Source organism: Sinomonas sp. RB5, assembly GCF_054063535.1.
Map to the genome: position 1 here is coordinate 23,298 of NZ_JBSSGJ010000023.1, position 18,277 is coordinate 41,574.

The window sequence follows — 18,277 nt, forward strand, 5'->3', positions numbered from 1 at the left end:
AGCGGTCAGACCACAGAGGCTTCGACTCCGCCCGCCCAACGAGACGCCCCCGGCCGCCACCCTGGCGCTTAGGCTGGCCCCATGAGGATCGCCGTGGTGGGTGGAACGGGGACGGCCGGGTCGCGGGTCGCGGCGCTGGCGGACGAGCAGGGCCACGACGTGGTGGTGATGACCCGCAGCGCCGGGGTCAACCTCGTCACGGGCGAGGGGCTCGTCGAGGCGCTCGACGGCGCCGACGTGGCGATCGATGCCTCGAGCCCCACCCCGCCGGACGCGAGCATGAGCCGCTTCGACGCCGTCGTGCGGTCGGGGCGGAACCTCGTGGATGCGTGCGTCGAGGCGGAGGTGCGGCGCCTCGTCCTGCTCTCCATCGCCAACATCGAGAAGCCGGACTTCGACACCTTCAGCTACTACGTCGCCAAGCGCGACCAGGAGGAGGCCGTGCGGGACAGCGGGCTCGAGGTCTCCGTGGTCCGCTCGGCCCAGTGGTTCGAGTTCGCGGAGCACTCGAGCGCCGTCGACTACGCCGAGGACCGCGTCACGGTGCAGGACTGGTACGTCCAGCCCATCGCGGTCGCCTCCGTGGCCGAGGTCCTGGTCCGCGAGGCCACGCGCCGCAGGGCCCGGGACACGACGATCGCCGGCCCGGAGGCCGTGCGGCTGCCCGAGCTCGTGCGCCGCCTGCTGCTCGCCCGGCAGGACCCGCGCCCGGTGGTGGCGGTGGACGCCCCGTTGCCGGGATTCGCCAACGGGGCGCTCCTGGCTCCTGCCGGTGCCGAGATCCTGGGCCCCGGGGTCGCGGGGTGGATCGCTGGCCGCGCCAACGCCGGCGCCCCTCAGAGCGGCGCCCCTCAGGGCGGCGCCGAGTAACCTGCCGGGCCCCGGGGACGGTGGCACCAGCGGGCCGCTCCCGGAGCCACCAGGGACGCCCGCCTGAGCGAAAGGACCCCGCATGCCCGTGCCCACCAGCCTCGAGGAGTTCGTGATCCGATGGGACGCATTCCGCGCCGGCATCGGCTTCGAGGAGATCACGGACACCCTGGCCATCGAGCCGCACGCGTGCGACGGCGCGTCCCTCGCCATGCGCATGCCCCTCGCCGCGCGCCTGCGGCAGGCCGGCGGGATGTTCGCCGCCACGGCGCTGTTCGGTGCGGCGGACGTGACCGGGACGTTCCTGGCGATGCAGGTCGTGGAGCCTGGCCACTTTCCGCTCGCCGCACAGTCCAGCCTGAACTTCATCGACAACTCGCGCGTGGGTCCGGCGATCGCCACGGCGCGGATCGTGCGCGCGGGGCGCACCATCGTGGTGGCCTCCGTGGACGTGGCGGACGCCGGCGGGAAGGTCCTCGCCACCTCGACCTTCACCTACGTCCCCATGCCGTCCGCGGGACGGGACCGCGAAGGGGAAGGGCGCGCGCAGGAGACAGCTCCGGGCACGCAGGCCTAGCCGGATCGCCGGACTGGGGGATTTCGGGGCGGACCGGGTGACGCCGACGCGCCAATCCGCGCGGGCTGTTGAGGTGGCCGCGCCGCGCTGGTAGGCATGGGCCATGCGGTCCCCCACGGTGGAAGCGATCCAGCCGCCGTTCAACGCGGTCATCTTCGACCTCGACGGCGTCGTCACGGACACGGCCGCCGCGCACGAGGCCGCCTGGCGGGAGCTCTTCGACGCGGTCCTGCGGGACCCGCGCGTGGGCGCCGGCGCCGACACCGGCCCGTTCCGGCATGAGGACTACTTCGAGTACGTGGACGGGCGCCCCCGCGAGGAGGGGGTCTCCGCCTTCCTGGCCGCGCGCGGCATCACCCTGCCCGCCGGGGACGAACGGGACGCACCCGGGGCGTGGACTGTGCACGGGCTCGCGGCCCGCAAGAACGAGCTCTTCGCGCGGCGCCTCGCGGCGTCCGGGGTGGAGGTCTTCCCCGAGTCCGCCGACCTCGTGGCCAGGCTGCGCGCCGGGCGCATCCCCGTGGCGCTGGCGACCTCGAGCCGCAACGCCCGTCCGGTGCTCGAGGCGGCCCACCTCCAGGATGCGTTCAGCCTCGTCCTGGACGGGAACGAGGCGGCAGAGCTCGGGCTCCCGGGCAAGCCGGATCCGGCCCTCTTCCTCGAGGCCGCCCGTCGGCTGGGGGTGGATCCGCCCCGGGCGGTGGTCATCGAGGACGCCGTGGCCGGGGTGCAGGCCGGCCGGCGGGGCGGGTTCGGGCTCGTCGTGGGGATCGACCGGGGCGGGCGGCGGGCCGAGCTCGAGGACGCGGGCGCCGACCTCGTGCTCCGCGACGTCGGCGAGCTGGACTTGGGCCTCGTGCTCGCGGATCCCTGGACGCTCGTCTACGAGGGCTTCGACGCCGGGCACGAGGGCCACCGGGAGGCCCTGACCACCCTCGGCAACGGGTACATCGGCGTGCGCGGGGCCGCCCCGGAGTCGATCCGTGGCGGCACGGGGTACCCGGGGACGTACCTCAGCGGTGTGTACAACCGGGTGGTGAATCTGGTCCAGGACCAGGAGACCGAGGACGAGCACCTGGTCAACGCCCCCAACTGGCTCCCCGTGGACCTGCGGGTCGCCGGGGGCGAGTGGTGGTCGCGGGGCGGCCTCACGGTCCGCCGCGAGCGCCGCGTGCTGGACCTCGGTGCCGCGCTGCTGCGCCGCGAGGTGGACCTCGAGGACGACGCCGGGCGGCGGCTCCGCGTCCAGCAGCGGCGGTTCGTCTCGATGGCGGAGCAGCAGCTCATGGCCCTCGAGACCACGGTCACCGCCCAAGGCTGGAGCGGGCAGGCGGAGGTCCGCAGCGGGGTGGACGTGGACGTGGCGAACGAGAACGTGCTCGAGGACGCCCTCCTGGCCCGCCGGCACCTGCGCGACGCGACCCCCGCGGGCGGCGACAGTGAGGCGGAGGCGGAGGCCGGCGTCGTGATCGAGGCCGAGACGCTGCAGAGCGGGGTCCGGATCGCCGTGGCCGTGCGCCACACGGTGGACGGGCGCGTGCCCGCCGGATCGACCGGCGGCCAGGTGGGCGGCCTGCACTACCGCCAGTTCGCCCTCGCGCTCCACGACGGGGTGCCCGTGCGCGTGGTCAAGACGGCCGCCTATGCGACCTCGCGGGACCGCGCCGTCTCCTCGCCCCGGACGGGGGCCGCCGCGGTGCTCGACCGGTGCCGGGGCGGGTTCGACGAGCTGCTCGCAGCCCACGGCCTGGTGTGGGAACGCGTGCGGCGGCTGTTCACGGTGGCGATCGACGCGGCCCCGGACGTCCAGCCAGTGGTCAACCTGCACGTGTTCCACCTGCTTCAGACTCTCTCGCCCTTCGTCACCGAGCTGGACGTGGGCGTGCCCGCCCGCGGCCTGCACGGCGAGGGCTACCGCGGGCACGTGTTCTGGGACGAGCTGTTCGTGCTGCCGCTGATCACGTCCCGGATCCCGGCTGTGTCCCGCTCGCTCATCGCCTACCGGTGGCGGCGGCTGCCGGCAGCGAGGCTCGCGGCGGCCACGGCTGGGCTCAAGGGCGCGCTGTTCCCGTGGCAGAGCGGGAGCGACGGGCGGGAGGAGACGCCGCGATGGCTGTTCAACCGCCGCTCGGGGCACTGGATCCCGGACGTCTCGCGGCTGCAGCGGCACGTGGGGCTGGCCGTCGCATTCAGCGCCTGGCAGTACTTCGAGGCGACCCAGGACCGCTTCTGGCTGCTGCGGCACGGCGCGGAGCTCGTGGTCGAGGTGGCCAGGCTGTTCGCCTCGCTCGCGGAGCAGGAGGCCGCCGAGGACCGCTTCCACGTGCGCGGCGTCATGGGACCGGACGAGTACCACACCGGCTACCCGGACCGGGACACGCCTGGGCTCGACGACAACGCCTACACGAACGTCATGGCCGCATGGACCTGCCAGCAGGCCTGCCGGATCCTCGATATCGTCGCGGGCCACGACCGGGAAGACCTCGTGGCGCGGCTCGCGATCGACCCGGAGGAGGTCCGGCGCTGGGAGCACCTCAGCAGGCGCATGTCGGTGCCGTTCCACGACGGCGGGATCATCAGCCAGTTCGCCGGCTACGAGGACCTCGAGGAGCTGGACTGGGAGGCGTACCGGGAGAAATACCACAACATCGAGCGGCTCGACCTGATCCTCGAGGCCGAGGGGGACACCACCAACCGCTACCGGCTCGCCAAGCAGGCCGACACCCTCATGCTGCTCTACCTCCTCGGCGAGGAGGAGCTGCTCGCCGTACTGGCACGCCTGGGCTACACCGTCACGGCGGAGCAGCTGGACCGGGCCGTGGACTACTACCTCGCCCGTACCGCGCACGGCTCGACCCTCAGCCGCGTGGCACACGCCTCGGTGCTGGCCCGCAGGGACCCCGAGCGGGCGTGGGAGACGTTCCGCGAGGTCCTCGATGCCGACCTCGACGACACCCAGGGCGGCACGACCCAGACGGGCATCCACTTGGGCGCCATGGCGGGCTCGATCGACGTGGTCCAGCGCAGCTTCGCGGGCCTTCGCCTGACGGGCAACGACCTCGTCTTCGCCCCGCGGCTGCCGCGGGAAGTCCGCTCGGTCTCGTTCCGGGTTCGCTACCGGGACCAGCTCCTGGATGTCAGCCTCACCCACGAGGCCCTCGAGGTGGTCTCGGCACCCGGCGACGCCGCACCTGTCCGCGTCCGGGTGGGCGCCGACGAGGCCCTGCTCCACCCGGGCGCCGCGCACCGGTTCAGGCTTGTGCCTCTCGCCGAGGGGGCGCCCACCCTCTAGCCTTCTGCTATGCAGAACACGCGGATCGTGAAGCGGCCGGAGTACGCTGTCGAGTCGGTGGACAACGCGCTGCGGATCCTCCTGCTGCTGCAGGAGCGCGAGTGGCTGCGGATCGCCGAGGCGGCACGCGAGCTCGGGGTGGCCCCCTCGACCGCCCACCGGCTCATGTCCACCCTCGTGTTCCGCGGCTTCGCGCTCCAGGACGACCAGCGCCGCTACACCGCCGGCCCCAGCCTCGCCGCCGGGCCCGCGCAGCGCCACGTGCGCGGCCTCGTCGCGACGGCCCGCCCCCACCTCGAGGCCCTCGCGGTGCAGAGCCGGGAGACCGTGAACCTCGTGGAGCGCGTGGGCGCCTCCGTGCGCTTCCTCTTCTCGGCCGAGGGCCCGCAGCTCCTGCGGGTCGGGGACCGCACGGGCACGGTGCTCCCGGCCCTGACCTCCTCGGGCGGCCTCGCGGCCCTGGCGGCCCTGCCCGATGCGGTGGTGGAGCAGCTGTACACGGGCCGGGGTGCGCAGCTGGGCGGCCACGCCCTCGCCCCTGCCGAGCTCGCGGACCTCCGACGCGAGCTCGCCGAGACCCGGGCGCGGGGGTACTCGCGCAACCTGGGCCGGACCGAGCCGGAGATCGCCGCGGTGGGCGTGGCACTCGCGCTGCCGGAACGGCCCGGCACGCTCGCCGTGACGCTCAGCGCCCCGATCTCCCGGGCCGCCGCCCTCGAGCGGCCCGAGACGGTCGCGCCGCTGCGGGCCGCGTGCGCAGCGCTCCAGCGCGACTTCGCAATCTAAGCCGTCTCAGGCGCATCGATTCTGCACAACAGAATGGACAGGGTCCTTCCGTGATACCTGTCACTACCCTCGAAGCAGGGCCCCGCGGGCAGTGCCGCCCGCGGGGCCGACCAGAACCGCTAGCGAGCAACGAGGAGCGTCTGTGCAGTTCTACCTTGACGGCTACCGTCCCGGAGACCCCGAAGAGCGACCCGCGGCCCCCGGCCTCGAGCCGGCCGCCGGCAGCGGCGCACTGCCGGAGGAGGTGGACGTGCTCGTGGTCGGCACGGGCCCCGCGGGCGTGGTCCTCGCTGCCCAGCTCGCCGAGTTCCCGGGCATCACCACCCGCGTCGTGGAGCGCAGGAACGGCCCCCTCGAGCTCGGTCAGGCCGACGGCGTCGCGTGCCGCACGGTGGAGATGTTCACCGCGTTCGGCCTCTCCGAGAAGCTCCTCCGCGAGGCCTACTGGGTCAACGAGACCGCCTTCTGGGGACCGGCGGGCAGCGGGATTGCCCGCACCGGCCGCATCCAGGACGTGGCGGAGGGCCTGTCCGAGTACCCGCACGTGATCGTCAACCAGGCCCGCATGCAGGACTACCTCCTCGAGAAGATGCGCACCTCGCCCTCCCGGCTCGTGCCGGACTACGGGCTCGAGGCCACCGACGTCGAGGTCCTGCCCGAGGGCGGCGACCACCCCGTGAAGGTGACGCTGCGGCGCGAGGGCGGGCACACCGCCGTCGTGCGCGCGAAGTATGTGGTGGGATGCGACGGCGCCCGGTCGGCGGTCCGGAAGTCGCTCGGGATCGAACTGCGCGGCGATGCGCGCAACCACGCGTGGGGCGTCATGGACGTGCTCGCGGTGACGGACTTCCCGGACATCCGGCTCAAGTCCGTGATCCAGGGACCGTCCGGCGGCAATATCCTCATCATCCCCCGTGAGGGCGGCTACCTGGTCCGCTTCTACGTGGACCTCGGCGACCTCGAGCCGGGCGACCGCGAGGCCAGGAAGCGGTTCACCCGCGAGTCGATCGTCGAGGCGGCGCAGAAGGTCCTGCACCCGTACACCCTCGAGGTCAAGGACACCGCGTGGTGGTCCGTGTACGAGGTGGGGCAGCGGATCGCGGACCGGTTCGACGACGTGCCCGACGCCGAGCGCGGCTCGCGCACCCCGCGCGTGTTCATCGCCGGGGACGCCTGCCACACCCACAGCGCCAAGGCGGGCCAGGGGATGAACGTCTCGATGCAGGACGGCTTCAACCTGGGCTGGAAGCTCGCGGCGGTGCTCGAGGGGCGCAGCCCGGAGTCGCTCCTGGACACATACGCCGGGGAGCGGCGCGCGATCGCGCAGGAGCTGATCGACTTCGACCTGCGCTTCTCCACCATGATGGCGGCCAGGCCCAAGAACCCGGACCGTCCCGAGGCCGGCGGGGTGGACGCCGCGGAGAAGCAGCGCATCTTCACCGAGGCGGGCCGCTTCACGGCCGGCTTCGCGACCGAGTACGCGCCCGGGGCCCTGACGGGCTCGGGCGAGCACCAGTCGGCCGCGGCGGCCTTCCCGGTCGGGCAGCGGTTCTACTCGGCGCCGGTGGTCCGGGTGGCGGACGCGAAGGAGATCGGGCTCGGGCACGTGGCCCGCGCGGACGGGCGGTGGCGGATCTATGCGTTCGCCGGCGCCGGCGACCCGCATTCCGCCGAGTCCGGCATTGCCCGGTTCTGCCGCTTCCTCGCCGAGTCCCCCGAGTCGCCGGTGCGGCGCTTCACGCCGGACGGCGCCGATCCCGACGTGGTGTTCGACGTGCGCGCGGTGTTCCAGCAGGGCCACCGGGACCTCGCGGTGGAGAAACTGCCTGAGTTCCTCAAGCCGCGCAAGGGCCGGTTCGGGCTGGTGGACTACGAGAAGATGTTCGCCCCGGACCTCAAGGCCGGCCGGGACATCTTCGACGAGCGCGGGATCGACCGCGAGCGCGGCGCGATCGTAGTGGTCCGCCCTGACCAGTACGTGGCCCAGGTCCTCCCGCTCGACGCCCACGCCGAGCTCGCGGGGTTCTTCGACGGGATCCTGCTGCCGGCGCCGCAGCCCGCGCGGGTCTGAGTGCCCACCCTCGAGGAGTCACCTCCGCGCCCTTGAGGAGTCACCTCCGCGGCGTTGGGGAGTCACCTCCGCGTCCTCCTCAAGGAGTCAAGGTCCTGACAATGGCCCCGCAAAGCGCCGGCCGTGACCCCTCAAGGTGCAGGACGTGACCCCGCAATGGGGCTGTTACAGACCCCTCAAGGTCGGAGGGCAGGGGCGAGGGGAGCAGGGCGGTGGCTACAGCGCGGATCGATGGCTAGAGCGCCGCGCTGATCCGCTCCCCCTCGGCCTCGAGCCAGGCAAGCCGGCGCTGGATCTTCTCCCCCACCCCGTCGTCCCACATCCGCGCCCAGCCGCCCCCGAGCGTCTGGGCGCGGTGGCGCATGAGGTGCCAGGACCGCTCGGTCCGCCGCACGGCCGTGGGGACGAGACGGGCGCGGCCGGCGCCGTCGAGCCCGTAGGCGTCCGCCACGAGGCGGGTGCGCACGACGGCGTCGACTCGCCTGAGCGCGTCGCTGCGGTCCCGCTCGGGAGCCAAGGGCGCCCAATGGAGGCACAGGTTCACGACCTCGTCGACGCGGGTGGCCGGGCGGACCAGGTCGAAGTCGATGAGGGCCACGGCCTCGCCGCCGCGGAACACCACGTTCTCGGGCGTGATGTCCAGGTGCCCGATCAGCTCCGGGGCCGCATCCGGCTCCGGCGGCATGCCGGGCAGCTCCGGCGGGGCGACCGGCTCGAGGAGGTGCGCCGGGGGCGCGAAGCCGGCCACGGCGTCGTCGTACGCCCGCAGGAGGCGCGCCACCGAGGCGAGCCGGGAATCGTCGGCGAGCCATGGAGGGTGCGGGCGCCCGGCAACCTCGCCCTCGATGAAGGTGAGCACCTCCCGGCCGCGCCCGTCGAGGCCCCGGAACCGCGGGGAGCCCGCGAACCCCACGGCCTCGAGGTGCGCCAGGACGGCGTGGACGAGCGGCGAATGCGGCCCGAGGGGCCGGCGCACCGTGTCCCCCACGCGCACGATCCCCTCGGTGACGTCCCCGCCGGCGAGCGGGACCTCCTCAGTGCTCGTCGTAGTGGTGCTCGTGCTGGGCGTGCTTGTGGCCGTCGTGGACGTAGTCGACGTGGTCGCCATGCTGGATCTCCTCGTGGCCGCAGCCGGGCCCGTGCCGGTGGTCCTGGGCGCTGTGCTCGGCGACGTGCTCATGCTCGTCGTAGTGGTCTCCGTGGAGGAAGTGGCGGTGGTCGTCGTGCACGTAGTCGACGTGGCCGCCGTGCTCCACCGCCTCGTGGCCGCAGCCGTCTCCGTGCTCGTGGTCGGAGATCCGGTGTGACTCATGGACGTGCGTCTTGGTCATCTGTGCCAGCCCCTTCGCCGTGCGTGGGTGGCATCCCGGCGGCTCGCCGGGCGCCTGGGGCCAAGCCTACGGACGGCGCAGCGCGGGAGGCCAGAGGCGGTGTGATGACCGGCGAATATTTCCACCTTGTGAAATCCAAATTTCTTCTTGCGAAATCCTAAGTGAGGGTCCTACTCTGGGTATACCAATCCGGACCGTGAGGCAGCTCACTCGGCGGCCCCACCGACACAGAAATGGCAATCCGATGAATCCCTCTGCTGGCGCCGCGCTGAAGGCGAGTTCGGTGCGCGCCGGGAAGCGCCGGCAACGTCGCCGCCTTCCCCAGACTCTGATCGTCCGTGGACGTCCGATACCGATGGGCCGTCCGCGGCCGCCCATCGGTCTCGCCTGACGCCACGTTCGACGCAGAGCACTCCACCGCAGCTGACCATCGGCGGCACCGCCACGGCGGGCCTGCCGCGCACGGGCCGGAGCGCACCACGCCCGGCTTCGTGCAGTGAGTCCCCCTCTTCATTGCCCAGGAGCTTCCTTTGCTGTCTCAAGCATCCAAGAACACCCACCACGAGCCTGCGGTCAAGGCGGTGCGCCCGCGTGGCAAGGCCCGCTGGAGCATCGCGCTGCTGATGGGCTTCGGCATCCTCATCAACTACGTGGACCGCCTCTCGATCTCGGTCACGCAGGGCCCCCTCACCAAGGAGTTCGGCCTCACCGCGATCGAGTTCGGAGTCCTCTCCTCGGCCTTCCTGTGGTCCTACGCGATCATGCAGATCCCCTCCGGCATGCTGCTGGACCGCTTCGGCGTCAAGAAGGTCTGGGGTGCCAGCGCCGTGCTGTGGACCGTGGCCTCGGTCCTGACGGCGGTCGCCTCCGGCGCCTGGGTGATCGTCCTCGCCCGCGTCTTCCTCGGCGTCGCGGAGGCCCCTGCCTTCCCCGGCGCGATGAAGGCCACCGGGCTCTGGTTCCCGCGGCACGAGCGGGGCCTGTGCACCGCAATCTTCGACAGCGGGACGCGTCTGGCCAACGTCCTCGGCCTGCCGCTCATCGCCTTCACCGTCGCCACCTGGGGCTGGCGCGAGGCCTTCTGGCTCCAGGCCGTCCTCTCCCTCGTGTTCCTGGGCGCCTTCCTCTGGCGCTACACCGGACCGAAGCACAAGCTGTCCAAGGGCTCGCTCTCGGCCGAGGAGTACCGCTACATCATCGACGGCGGCGCGACGAGCGAGGACGTGCGCCCCGCGAGCGACTGGTCGACCATCGCCTACCTCCTGCGCCAGCGCAAGGTCTGGGGGCTGTCGCTGGGCCTGGCCGGCGCCGGCTACGTGCTGTGGATGCTGCTGACCTGGCTGCCGGGCTACATGCAGACGAGCATGAACCAGAGCGTGCTGCAGAGCGGCATCTACGCCGCCGTCCCGGCCCTGGCCATGTTCGTCTCCGAGCTGACGATCGGCGGCTGGTGGGTGGACCGCGTGATCGGCCGCGGCGCGAACGCGGACAAGGTCCGCAAGGGCGTGCTCGTCGCCGGGATGATCGTGGCCCTCTTCACGGTGGGCGCCGCGTTCAGCAACTCCCCGATCGTGGCGATCACGTGGATCGCCATCGGCAGCGCCGGGATCGCGCTCGTGTACGTGACGAGCAACTCCCTGCCGGCCCTGATCGCCCCGGAGGGCAGCGCCGGCTCCCTCGCCGCGATCGTCAACTGCGTGAACCTGCTCGCGGGCGTCGCCGCGCCGATCGTCACCGGCTTCATCGTCGACGCCACCGGCCACTTCGTCTACGCGTTCATCATCGGCGGCGTCGCCCTCGTGGGCGGCCTGGCCTCGTATCTGCTCCTCATGGGCAGGATCGAGCCGATCCCCGCCCCTGCCGTGACGGTCGCCGCCGAGGACTGACCGGCGCACCCTCCGACGCACGACGGCGGCCCCGCACCTTTTGGGTGCGGGGCCGCCACTGCGTCACGCCGCCTGCAGGGCCTCCTCGACGCGCCCCATGACGGTCTCGAACCGCCGCAGCAGGACCTCCTGCCGGCTCGCGGGCCAGTGCGAGTAGACCAGGCCGATGCTGACCACCCCGCGCGGGGGCACCTCGAAGTGGGCGTACAGCTCGCCGTCCGGGGACCGGCCCAGTTCCGTTCCCTCCCCCGCCTCCACCTCCTCGACCGAGTCCGGCACGAGGAACACCGCGGCGCTGATCTGGCCCAGCAGGAACTCCTGCGCGCCCTTCCCGAGCCGCTCCACGGGCAGGAGGCCGGCGGTCTCCGCGGAGAGCAGGCCGTCGCTGAGGACGAAGACGAAGCCGCCCGGCGTGCTCACGAGCGCGCCGTTGAGCTCGACCGAGTCGGCGTTGCCCTGCGGGACGATCATGAACCCGGGCAGCAGGACCGACTCGTCCATGTACAGCTCGCGGTTGAAGTGCGGATCCGACGCCGCGGCGAGCTCGAGCGCTGCGCGCATCATCAGCGGCTCGGCCTTGGCCTCCACGGACAGCAGCGGGTCGTCCCAGGCCGCCTCCTCGGATTCCTGCGCCATCTCCTCGAGCGCCTGCTCGGCGGCGGGCATGTGCCGCAGCACGAGGCGTGCCGACTCCTCCGCCCCGAACAGCACCGCGCCGGCGCCGAGCAGCGCGACCACGGCATCCCGGGTCGTCACCTGCGGACCCAGCTGCCCCTCGAGCAGCTCGACCACGCGGAGCGCCCCGGCCTGGTCCAGGACGCAGCCGGCGGCCTCGCCGGTGCGGCGGCCGGGCGGAACGGCGCAGGCCTCGGCGAGCACGGCGGCGAGCCCGTCGGGGACGCCCTCGCCGACGAGCCGCAGTGCCAGGGTCAGGCCCGGTGGAGTGGTAGGCATCCATCAATCCTCCCGGGGCACGCGGGGCAGGGTCAACCAAGGAGGCGCCGGATGACGGCGTGGTGGGTCGGGCAAAACACCCAGCCTCCCACGTCCCGCTCACGATGTGCCACTGGAATCGCCCGGCCGTCCCCCCGACTGGAATTGGGTATCCAAGGCGTGTAGTTTTCTGCGGTGGCGGCCCTTGGCTGCATGGGGGGCTTGGCTCGAAGGGGCCATTTCGACCGATGCAGGCACCGCGCGCACAGCGCAGAAGGGACGGCTACGTGGATTCGGGGGCCTTGAAGCGGACGTGGTCGATCGCGGCCGGTCTGGGGGACGACGTCCCGCTGTACTTCTACTCGCACCTCTTCGCGCACCACCCCGAACTCCGGGAGATGTTCCCCGTGGCGATGGGCGCCCAGCGGGACAAGCTGTTCGCGGCCCTGGGCCACATCATCAGCCATGTCGACCGGATCGACAACGTGGGCGAGTTCGTGCGCCAGCTCGGCCGGGACCACCGGCGCTTCTCGGTCATCCCCGAGCACTACTCGATGGTCGGGTCCTCGTTCCTTGCGACGCTTCAGCGCTTCGTCGGCGCCGAATGGACCGACGCGGTCGCCAAGGACTGGGCTCAGGCCTACGGCATCATCGCCAAGGTCATGGTGATCGCCGCCGAGGACGCCTCGGACGAGACGCCGCCGTGGTGGGAGGGCGAGGTGACCGCCGTCGACCGCCGCAGCCTCGACGTCGCCGTCCTGCAGGTGCGCCTTCCCCAGGACTTCACCTATGTCCCGGGCCAGTCCGTCGCTGTGGAGGTCCCTGCACTGCCCCGTACGTGGCGCTACCTGAGCCCGGCGAACGCGCCCCGGCCCGACGGCACCGTCGAGTTCCACGTCCAGCTCGTCCCCGGCGGCCTCTTCAGCACGGCGGCCGTGCGCAAGACTTCCCCCGGCGACGTGATCCGGGTCGGCGCGCCAGTGGGCGAACAGCTCACTGCCGACGGCGGCCGCGACCTCCTGCTGGTGGCCGGCGGCACCGGCCTCGCACCGCTCTCTGCCGTCCTCGACGGCGTTGCGGCCAGGTGGCGCCAGGACGGCTCCGGGCCGCGCGTGGACCTCTTCCACGGCGCCCGTGTGCCCTGGAACCTCTACGACGAGGCGCGGCTCGCGGACCTTGCCGCCCGCGAGCCGTGGTTCTCCTTCCACCCGGTCGTCTCGGACGACGCGACCTTTCCCGGCTACCGCGGCTGGGTCGGCGCCGCCGCAGCCTCGCACCCGTCCGCCGCGGGGCGCCTGGCGCTGGTGTGCGGCTCGGGCGCCATGGTCTCCCACACCGTCGGCGAACTCGTCGGAGCGGGAGTGCCCCGCGGCGACATCCGGTACGAGGACTACACCGGCGTCGAGGACAATTCCTCACCCACCGGAGAAGAGCAGCTAGAAGGGACACGATGAGCACCACCACGAACGGAACCCGGATCAGCCCGTCCGACGTCCGCACCGCCACCTTCCACCAGGTGGAGTACGGCTACGACCCCCAGGCGGTGCGCCGCTTCCTCCAGGCCGTCTCGGACCAGCTGGACGCCGACCGCGTCCAGCTCGAGGCCCGGGAGACGGCCGGGAAGGAGGAGATGGTCAGGATCATCAGCCAGGCCCAGGTCCTGGCCGAGAAGTTCGTCGCGGAAGCCGAACAGTACTCCAAGGACCTCGTGGCCAGCGCCCGCACGCAGTACAGCGAGATCCTCCGGCGCGCCGAGCAGGCTGCCGGGAACCAGGCACCGGCCGCCGCGCCCGCCGCGCCTGCGGGGGGTCCCGAGTACCACACCCCGATCGACGAGATCGAGTACGTCCGCACCTACACCAAGGTCGCCCAGGTCCAGCTCCGCGCGGTCATCGATGCCCTCGCAGCCCAGGTCGACCGGCTCGGCGACGTCCCCGGCGCGCAGCGGGCGCTCGGCAGCTCCCAGGACCAGACTCCCCGCTGACCTTCCCTCTTCTCCCCCGTCCGCCCGCCGACCCCAGCCGCCCACCCCCGTTCCGCCCCGAGGGCGCCCCTCCATGGTGCCCGTGAGGAGTAACCCAGCATGCTCTCTGAAACCTCCGCGCCCATCATCAAGGCGACCCTCCCCGCCGTCGGGGAGAACATCCAGACGATCGCCCAGCGCTTCTACGACCACCTCTTCCAGGCCCACCCGGAGCTGTTCAACGGCGTGTTCAACCGCGGGAACCAGGCGGACGGCCAGCAGCAGCAGGCCCTCGCCGGTTCCGTTGCCGCCTATGCCTCCATGCTTCTGGAACGCCCGGGCGAGGTGCCCGAGGCCCTGCTCTCCCGCATCAGCCACAAGCACGCCGCCCTCGCCGTGACCCCCAAGCAGTACGAGGTGGTCCACGAGCACCTCTTCTGGGCCATCGCGGATGTGCTCGGCGAGGCCGTCACGCCCGAGGTCGCCGCCGCCTGGGACGAGGTGTACTGGCTCATGGCCAACACCCTGATCAACCTCGAGCGGGGGCTGTACGCGGACTTCGGCGGCCAGCCGGAGAACATCTGGCGCACGTGGCGTGTGGTCGAGAAGCGGCCCGAGACGGACGACGTCGTCTCGATCGTGGTCGAGCGGACCGACGAGCGCGACGTCTACCCGTCCCGGCCGGGCCAGTACGTCACGGTCCAGATGCCCACGGAGGACCAGCTGCACCAGCCCCGCCAGTACAGCCTCACCCGGGCCGACGACGGCCACCACCGCACCTTCGCCGTCAAGCGGGTCCACGAGGCCGGGCGTCCGGCAGGCGAGGTCTCGACCCTCATCCACGACTCCCTCGAGGTGGGCGACGAGGTCATCCTCTCCGCACCGTTCGGGGACGTGGTCCTCGCCGAGGGCGACGGTCCCGTGGTGTTCGCCAGCGCTGGCATCGGCGTCACCCCGTTCGCCGGCATGCTCAGCCACCTCGCGGGCCAGGGCTCCCAGCGCGAGGTGCTGTTCCTGCACGCCGGCACCTCGCCGGAGAGCTTCCCGCTGCGCGACCAGGTCTCCCGGGACCTCGGGTCCCTGCCGAACGCAAGCCTGGAGGCGTGGTACGAGCAGCCCGGGCGGGAGCTCGCAGCCGGCGAGCACGAGGGCTTCATGGACCTCAGCGCAGTCGGGCTCCCCGCGGATGCGACCTACTACCTGTGCGGCCCGCTGCCCTTCATGAAGGCCGTGCGCAGCCAGCTGATCGGCCGCGGCACCCCCGCCAAGAAGATCCAGTACGAGGTGTTCGGCCCCGACCTCTGGCAGGCAGACACCGAGTAGCAGCGCACCCCGACGCACGACGGCGGCCCGCACCTTTCCGGTGCGGGCCGCCGTGCCGTACGGGGACAGTCAGCGGCCAGCGCGGGAGCTGAGGTTCTAGACCGCCACGGCGTTCGCGACGGCGAACACGTCGGCCGGCATCGGGCGGTGGAGCTTCCAGGTAATGGCAATCGGCTTCTCGCCGGAATGGCTGACGTAGCGAGCCGTTCCGAGGCACGTGTACTGCTGGGTCATGCCCCGTTCGTCTTCGGCGGCTTGGCGGGCAAAGAGCACGACGTGCGATTCCCCTGACAGGTAGCGCCGCCCGACGGGCGACGCAGACGTCGTCGAGCTCTGCGATTCCCAATGGAACAATTCTGGACTCACGGCGTAGTCCTTGTAGAGCGTTGTCGGTGAATGGTCCCGCTCATCCTTCTCGAGCGTGACCAGGAAGGCATCGACCCCGGTCTCCGGGCACCAGGCCACGCCTTCACGGTGATTGGCAATCCGGTTCCCAGCAAGCCGAAATGCCGCCAGCAGTTCCTGGCGCGAGTACGTGGCATGGGACTGGATCGGAAGGTGAGCGAGTTCCAGCCCGAGCGCCCTGGGGGTGTGCCTCGCAGCATCGGCGGCGATGGCCACGATCTGCTCGATCTCGGCGCGTGCCCAGCGGAAGCTGCGAACGAAATCGAGTCCCGCATCGATGGCGGAGTCCTCCGTACCGAATTGCCCCTGCAATTCGAGGTTGAAGTAGAGCATCCGGGCGAAGAGCCGCTCTCGCACTCCCAGGTCCTCGAGGCGCGGGGCGTCCGGCTGGAGAAGCGATGTGTAGGCCTTCGCGCGTTCCAGGTCGTCTACGTGGAGGAACCGGGAGACCTTCCGCAGAATCTGCTGCTCGGCTTCACTCGCACTGCTGACGAGCTTCGTTGCGATGCGTTGCTCGAGGACGGAATCGGGACTGATGAGTTGTGCCGTCCGCAGGTATCCTGTCCACGAGTCGCGGGTTCCCCTGTACAGCTCACGCAAGTCGGTCCCGGATTCGCGAAGGTAGACGGCAAGGTCTGTCGTCCCATGGGAGCGGATGTCTTCCATGACGGCCCGCCGGGTGAGGCGCAGCTGGGACCTGATGTTGTCGAGGACGATGCCTTGGGCCACGCGGTCGAGCTGGAGTTGGCAGCCGGAGGGAAGGGAGGGGAACTCCTCTTCGACCTCCTGCCCGAGCCGCTTGCGCCCGACGCCGAGCAGCGCACGGTACTTGGCGTCGAATCTGAAGGCCCGGTGTTGCTGGCCGATGAAATCGAGCACCGTGAGAACTGCTTTTCCTTCGGCCCGGCGTAGCCCTCGGCCCAGCTGCTGAAGGAAGACCGTCGCGCTCTGCGTCGGTCTCAGCAGCAGAATGGTGTCGATCTCCGGCACGTCGAGGCCCTCATTGAAGAGGTCGACGGCGAAGAGGCAGTTGACCTCGCGATCGCGCAGCTTCCGGAGGGCTTCCGCGCGCTCCTCGTCCGGGGTCGAGCCGGAGACCGCAAGGGAGTCGATCCCGGCCCGAGTGAACACCCGGGCCATGTACTGCGCGTGCTGCACCGAGACACAGAAGCCGATGGCCCTCATGTCCGCAGTGCTGAGGACCTTGTCGCGCAGCGCTTCGATGACCTTGGCTGCCCGGGCGTCGTTCCCGGTGTACAGCGCATCCAGCTGGTTCAGGTCATAGCTTCCGCGCCGCCATTCGACCCGCGACAGGTCCACGTCGTCTGCAATGCCGAAGTAGTGGAAGGGAACGAGGAGATCCTCGCCGAGCGCGTCCCACAGCCTTATTTCGCTTGCAGTCCGGCCGCCGAAATACTCGTGGGCAACGCTGACGCCATCACCGCGCTCGGGAGTCGCCGTGAGACCGAGGAGCTCGCTCGGTTCCAACTGCTCAAGGAGGCGGCGGTAGGTGGGTGCCGCGGCGTGGTGGAACTCGTCGATCACGACGATCTCGAAGGCGCCGGGTCCGAGGGACTGGAGAAGGTCTGAATCGAGAGACTGCACGGAAGCGAAGACGTGGCGCCACTCGCGGGGCTTCTCCCGCCCGACGAGGAGTTCGCCGAAGCTTCCGTCATTGAGCACGCGACGGTAGGTGGCGAGAGACTGCTCGAGAATTTCCCTGCGGTGGGCGACGAAGAGCAGGGTCGGCTTCTCGGGACGCCCCTGGGCGAGCCGTGTGTAGTCGAGGGCCGCCACTACGGTCTTGCCGGTGCCGGTTGCCGCCACGAGCAGGTTCCGGTGGTACCCCTTGGACCGTTCGGACTCGAGGTCGTCCAGCATTTCCTGCTGGTGGAGGTAGGGAACAACGTCAAGCCCTGTCGGCCCGAGGTCCCGCCGCCGTTCCTTGCTGCCTGAGCGGCGGAGGGCTTCATCGAGGCGCGCGCCATCACGGTCGGGATCGTACGGAACGAATCGCCTGTCCTCCCAGTACGAGTCGAACGTTATCTGGAACTTCTGCAGGAGGCGGGGCGTGCCGATTCCGGAAAGTCGCACGTTCCATTCGAGACCGTCCAGAAGTGCAGGCTGGCTGAGGTTGGAACTGCCGACGTAGGCCGTGTCGAATCCGGTCACGCGGCGGAACAGCCACGCCTTGGCGTGGAGCCTCGTGGCATTCGTCTCGTAATTGATCCGCACTTCGGCGCCGTAGCGACGCACCAGCTCGTCAATGGCCTGGCGTTCGGTGGCCCCCATGTACGTCGTCGTGATCACACGGAATCGGGTTCCGCGGTCCTTGAGCTCGCGCAATTCAGACTCGAGGAGCCTCAGCCCGCGCCATTTGATGAAGGCACAGATCAGGTCCACTGAACTTGCGGACTCGATTTCGCGGCGCAGTTCGTGGGCGAGATTCGGGTCTTCGTGGCTTGCCGTCAGAAGGGCGGCATCGCTGAAAGGAGTGCTCGGACGGCGCAGCTCGCGGCGCCGCACATCGGTCGAGTCGTAGACGGCGTGAAGGAGCGTCGGTCCCTCGAGGACGATGTCCGCCGCTTCGGGGCCCGATATCGAGGCGAGCAGCCGATTGGCGGTGGCAATCCGGTCTTCGGCTCGCTCAGAGGCGAGCCGTTCGCGAACCACATTCCCGATATGCCGCGCGAGGACCTCGGGCACATCGGCTTCGGGGATTCCCTCGAATGTCGTCGTCCGCCCTGGCCGCAAGGCCACAACGCGCCTTTGGAGCGCTTCGGTCCGCAGCGTTTCATACAGACCGTCCGGCAGACCGCCGTCGTCGATTCCCCCACTAT

13 protein-coding genes are annotated in these 18,277 nt (G+C 71.1%); 9 read left to right on the plus strand and 4 right to left on the minus strand.

What is annotated here, in order from left to right:
• Nucleotides 1–81: 81 nt before the first annotated feature.
• The 5 genes from ACVWWH_RS19285 to ACVWWH_RS19305 all read left to right on the plus strand — a co-directional run bounded on the left by ACVWWH_RS19285 (nucleotide 82) and on the right by ACVWWH_RS19305 (nucleotide 7,596).
• The gene (locus tag ACVWWH_RS19285; protein WP_066500370.1) at nucleotides 82–870 is read left to right on the plus strand and encodes an SDR family oxidoreductase; all 789 of its coding nucleotides are present in this window, start codon (nucleotides 82–84) and stop codon (nucleotides 868–870) included.
• Between the two features lie 82 nt (nucleotides 871–952).
• Nucleotides 953–1,447 carry a PaaI family thioesterase gene (locus ACVWWH_RS19290; protein ID WP_066500371.1) on the plus strand — a complete coding sequence of 165 codons (495 nt, stop codon included), beginning with the start codon at nucleotides 953–955 and terminating at the stop codon, nucleotides 1,445–1,447.
• Nucleotides 1,448–1,550: 103 nt separating this feature from the next.
• Nucleotides 1,551–4,739 carry a beta-phosphoglucomutase family hydrolase gene (locus ACVWWH_RS19295; protein ID WP_457317674.1) on the plus strand — a complete coding sequence of 1,063 codons (3,189 nt, stop codon included), beginning with the start codon at nucleotides 1,551–1,553 and terminating at the stop codon, nucleotides 4,737–4,739.
• Between the two features lie 9 nt (nucleotides 4,740–4,748).
• Nucleotides 4,749–5,525 (plus strand): IclR family transcriptional regulator, encoded by a 777-nt coding sequence (locus ACVWWH_RS19300; protein ID WP_457317675.1) that lies wholly within the window; start codon nucleotides 4,749–4,751, stop codon nucleotides 5,523–5,525.
• 142 nt (nucleotides 5,526–5,667) lie between these two features.
• Complete coding sequence (locus tag ACVWWH_RS19305) at nucleotides 5,668–7,596, plus strand: FAD-binding monooxygenase (RefSeq protein WP_457317676.1); 1,929 nt, start codon at nucleotides 5,668–5,670, stop codon at nucleotides 7,594–7,596.
• A gap of 235 nt (nucleotides 7,597–7,831) precedes the next feature.
• Here ACVWWH_RS19305 and ACVWWH_RS19310 read toward each other — a convergent pair whose 3' ends face one another.
• Both ACVWWH_RS19310 and ACVWWH_RS19315 read right to left on the minus strand, forming a co-directional pair.
• Nucleotides 7,832–8,704 (minus strand): phosphotransferase, encoded by an 873-nt coding sequence (locus ACVWWH_RS19310; RefSeq protein ID WP_084249608.1) that lies wholly within the window; start codon nucleotides 8,702–8,704, stop codon nucleotides 7,832–7,834.
• Nucleotides 8,631–8,927: a hypothetical protein gene (locus ACVWWH_RS19315; RefSeq protein WP_457317677.1), complete on the minus strand. Its 297-nt coding sequence runs from the start codon at nucleotides 8,925–8,927 to the stop codon at nucleotides 8,631–8,633. Before ACVWWH_RS19315 ends, ACVWWH_RS19310 begins: the two co-directional genes overlap by 74 nt.
• Nucleotides 8,928–9,457: 530 nt before the next feature.
• On the opposite strand from ACVWWH_RS19315, the gene ACVWWH_RS19320 reads away from it, so the two are divergent.
• A complete protein-coding gene (locus ACVWWH_RS19320; RefSeq protein WP_457317678.1) occupies nucleotides 9,458–10,813 on the plus strand; it encodes an MFS transporter in 1,356 nt (451 codons plus the stop codon).
• A 63-nt stretch (nucleotides 10,814–10,876) separates the two neighbouring features.
• Here the strand turns inward: ACVWWH_RS19320 and ACVWWH_RS19325 are convergent, their stop codons facing one another.
• Nucleotides 10,877–11,767, minus strand: coding sequence for a hypothetical protein (locus ACVWWH_RS19325; protein ID WP_141305604.1), 891 nt, complete (start codon nucleotides 11,765–11,767; stop codon nucleotides 10,877–10,879).
• A gap of 281 nt (nucleotides 11,768–12,048) precedes the next feature.
• On the opposite strand from ACVWWH_RS19325, the gene ACVWWH_RS19330 reads away from it, so the two are divergent.
• The 3 genes from ACVWWH_RS19330 to ACVWWH_RS19340 all read left to right on the plus strand — a co-directional run bounded on the left by ACVWWH_RS19330 (nucleotide 12,049) and on the right by ACVWWH_RS19340 (nucleotide 15,032).
• Entirely contained in the window at nucleotides 12,049–13,200 is a 1,152-nt protein-coding gene (locus ACVWWH_RS19330) for a globin domain-containing protein (protein ID WP_457317679.1), read from the plus strand.
• Nucleotides 13,197–13,730 (plus strand): DivIVA domain-containing protein, encoded by a 534-nt coding sequence (locus ACVWWH_RS19335; RefSeq protein WP_457317680.1) that lies wholly within the window; start codon nucleotides 13,197–13,199, stop codon nucleotides 13,728–13,730. The genes ACVWWH_RS19330 and ACVWWH_RS19335 overlap by 4 nt, the downstream gene beginning before the upstream one ends.
• Before the next feature lie 99 nt (nucleotides 13,731–13,829).
• Nucleotides 13,830–15,032, plus strand: coding sequence for a globin domain-containing protein (locus ACVWWH_RS19340; protein ID WP_457317681.1), 1,203 nt, complete (start codon nucleotides 13,830–13,832; stop codon nucleotides 15,030–15,032).
• Nucleotides 15,033–15,128: 96 nt separating this feature from the next.
• Here the strand turns inward: ACVWWH_RS19340 and ACVWWH_RS19345 are convergent, their stop codons facing one another.
• Nucleotides 15,129–18,251 carry a DUF3427 domain-containing protein gene (locus tag ACVWWH_RS19345; protein WP_457317691.1) on the minus strand — a complete coding sequence of 1,041 codons (3,123 nt, stop codon included), beginning with the start codon at nucleotides 18,249–18,251 and terminating at the stop codon, nucleotides 15,129–15,131.
• Between the last annotated feature and the right edge of the window lie 26 nt (nucleotides 18,252–18,277).

Bases quoted from the DNA above. Each gene is read 5' to 3' on its own strand.
- ACVWWH_RS19285 (WP_066500370.1), top strand. From the start codon at position 82: ATGAGGATCGCCGTGGTGGGTGGAACGGGGACGGCCGGGTCGCGGGTC.
- ACVWWH_RS19290 (WP_066500371.1), top strand. From the start codon at position 953: ATGCCCGTGCCCACCAGCCTCGAGGAGTTCGTGATCCGATGGGACGCA.
- ACVWWH_RS19295 (WP_457317674.1), top strand. From the start codon at position 1,551: ATGCGGTCCCCCACGGTGGAAGCGATCCAGCCGCCGTTCAACGCGGTC.
- ACVWWH_RS19300 (WP_457317675.1), top strand. From the start codon at position 4,749: ATGCAGAACACGCGGATCGTGAAGCGGCCGGAGTACGCTGTCGAGTCG.
- ACVWWH_RS19310 (WP_084249608.1), bottom strand. From the start codon at position 8,704: ATGGCGACCACGTCGACTACGTCCACGACGGCCACAAGCACGCCCAGC.
- ACVWWH_RS19315 (WP_457317677.1), bottom strand. From the start codon at position 8,927: ATGACCAAGACGCACGTCCATGAGTCACACCGGATCTCCGACCACGAG.
- ACVWWH_RS19325 (WP_141305604.1), bottom strand. From the start codon at position 11,767: ATGCCTACCACTCCACCGGGCCTGACCCTGGCACTGCGGCTCGTCGGC.
- ACVWWH_RS19335 (WP_457317680.1), top strand. From the start codon at position 13,197: ATGAGCACCACCACGAACGGAACCCGGATCAGCCCGTCCGACGTCCGC.
- ACVWWH_RS19340 (WP_457317681.1), top strand. From the start codon at position 13,830: ATGCTCTCTGAAACCTCCGCGCCCATCATCAAGGCGACCCTCCCCGCC.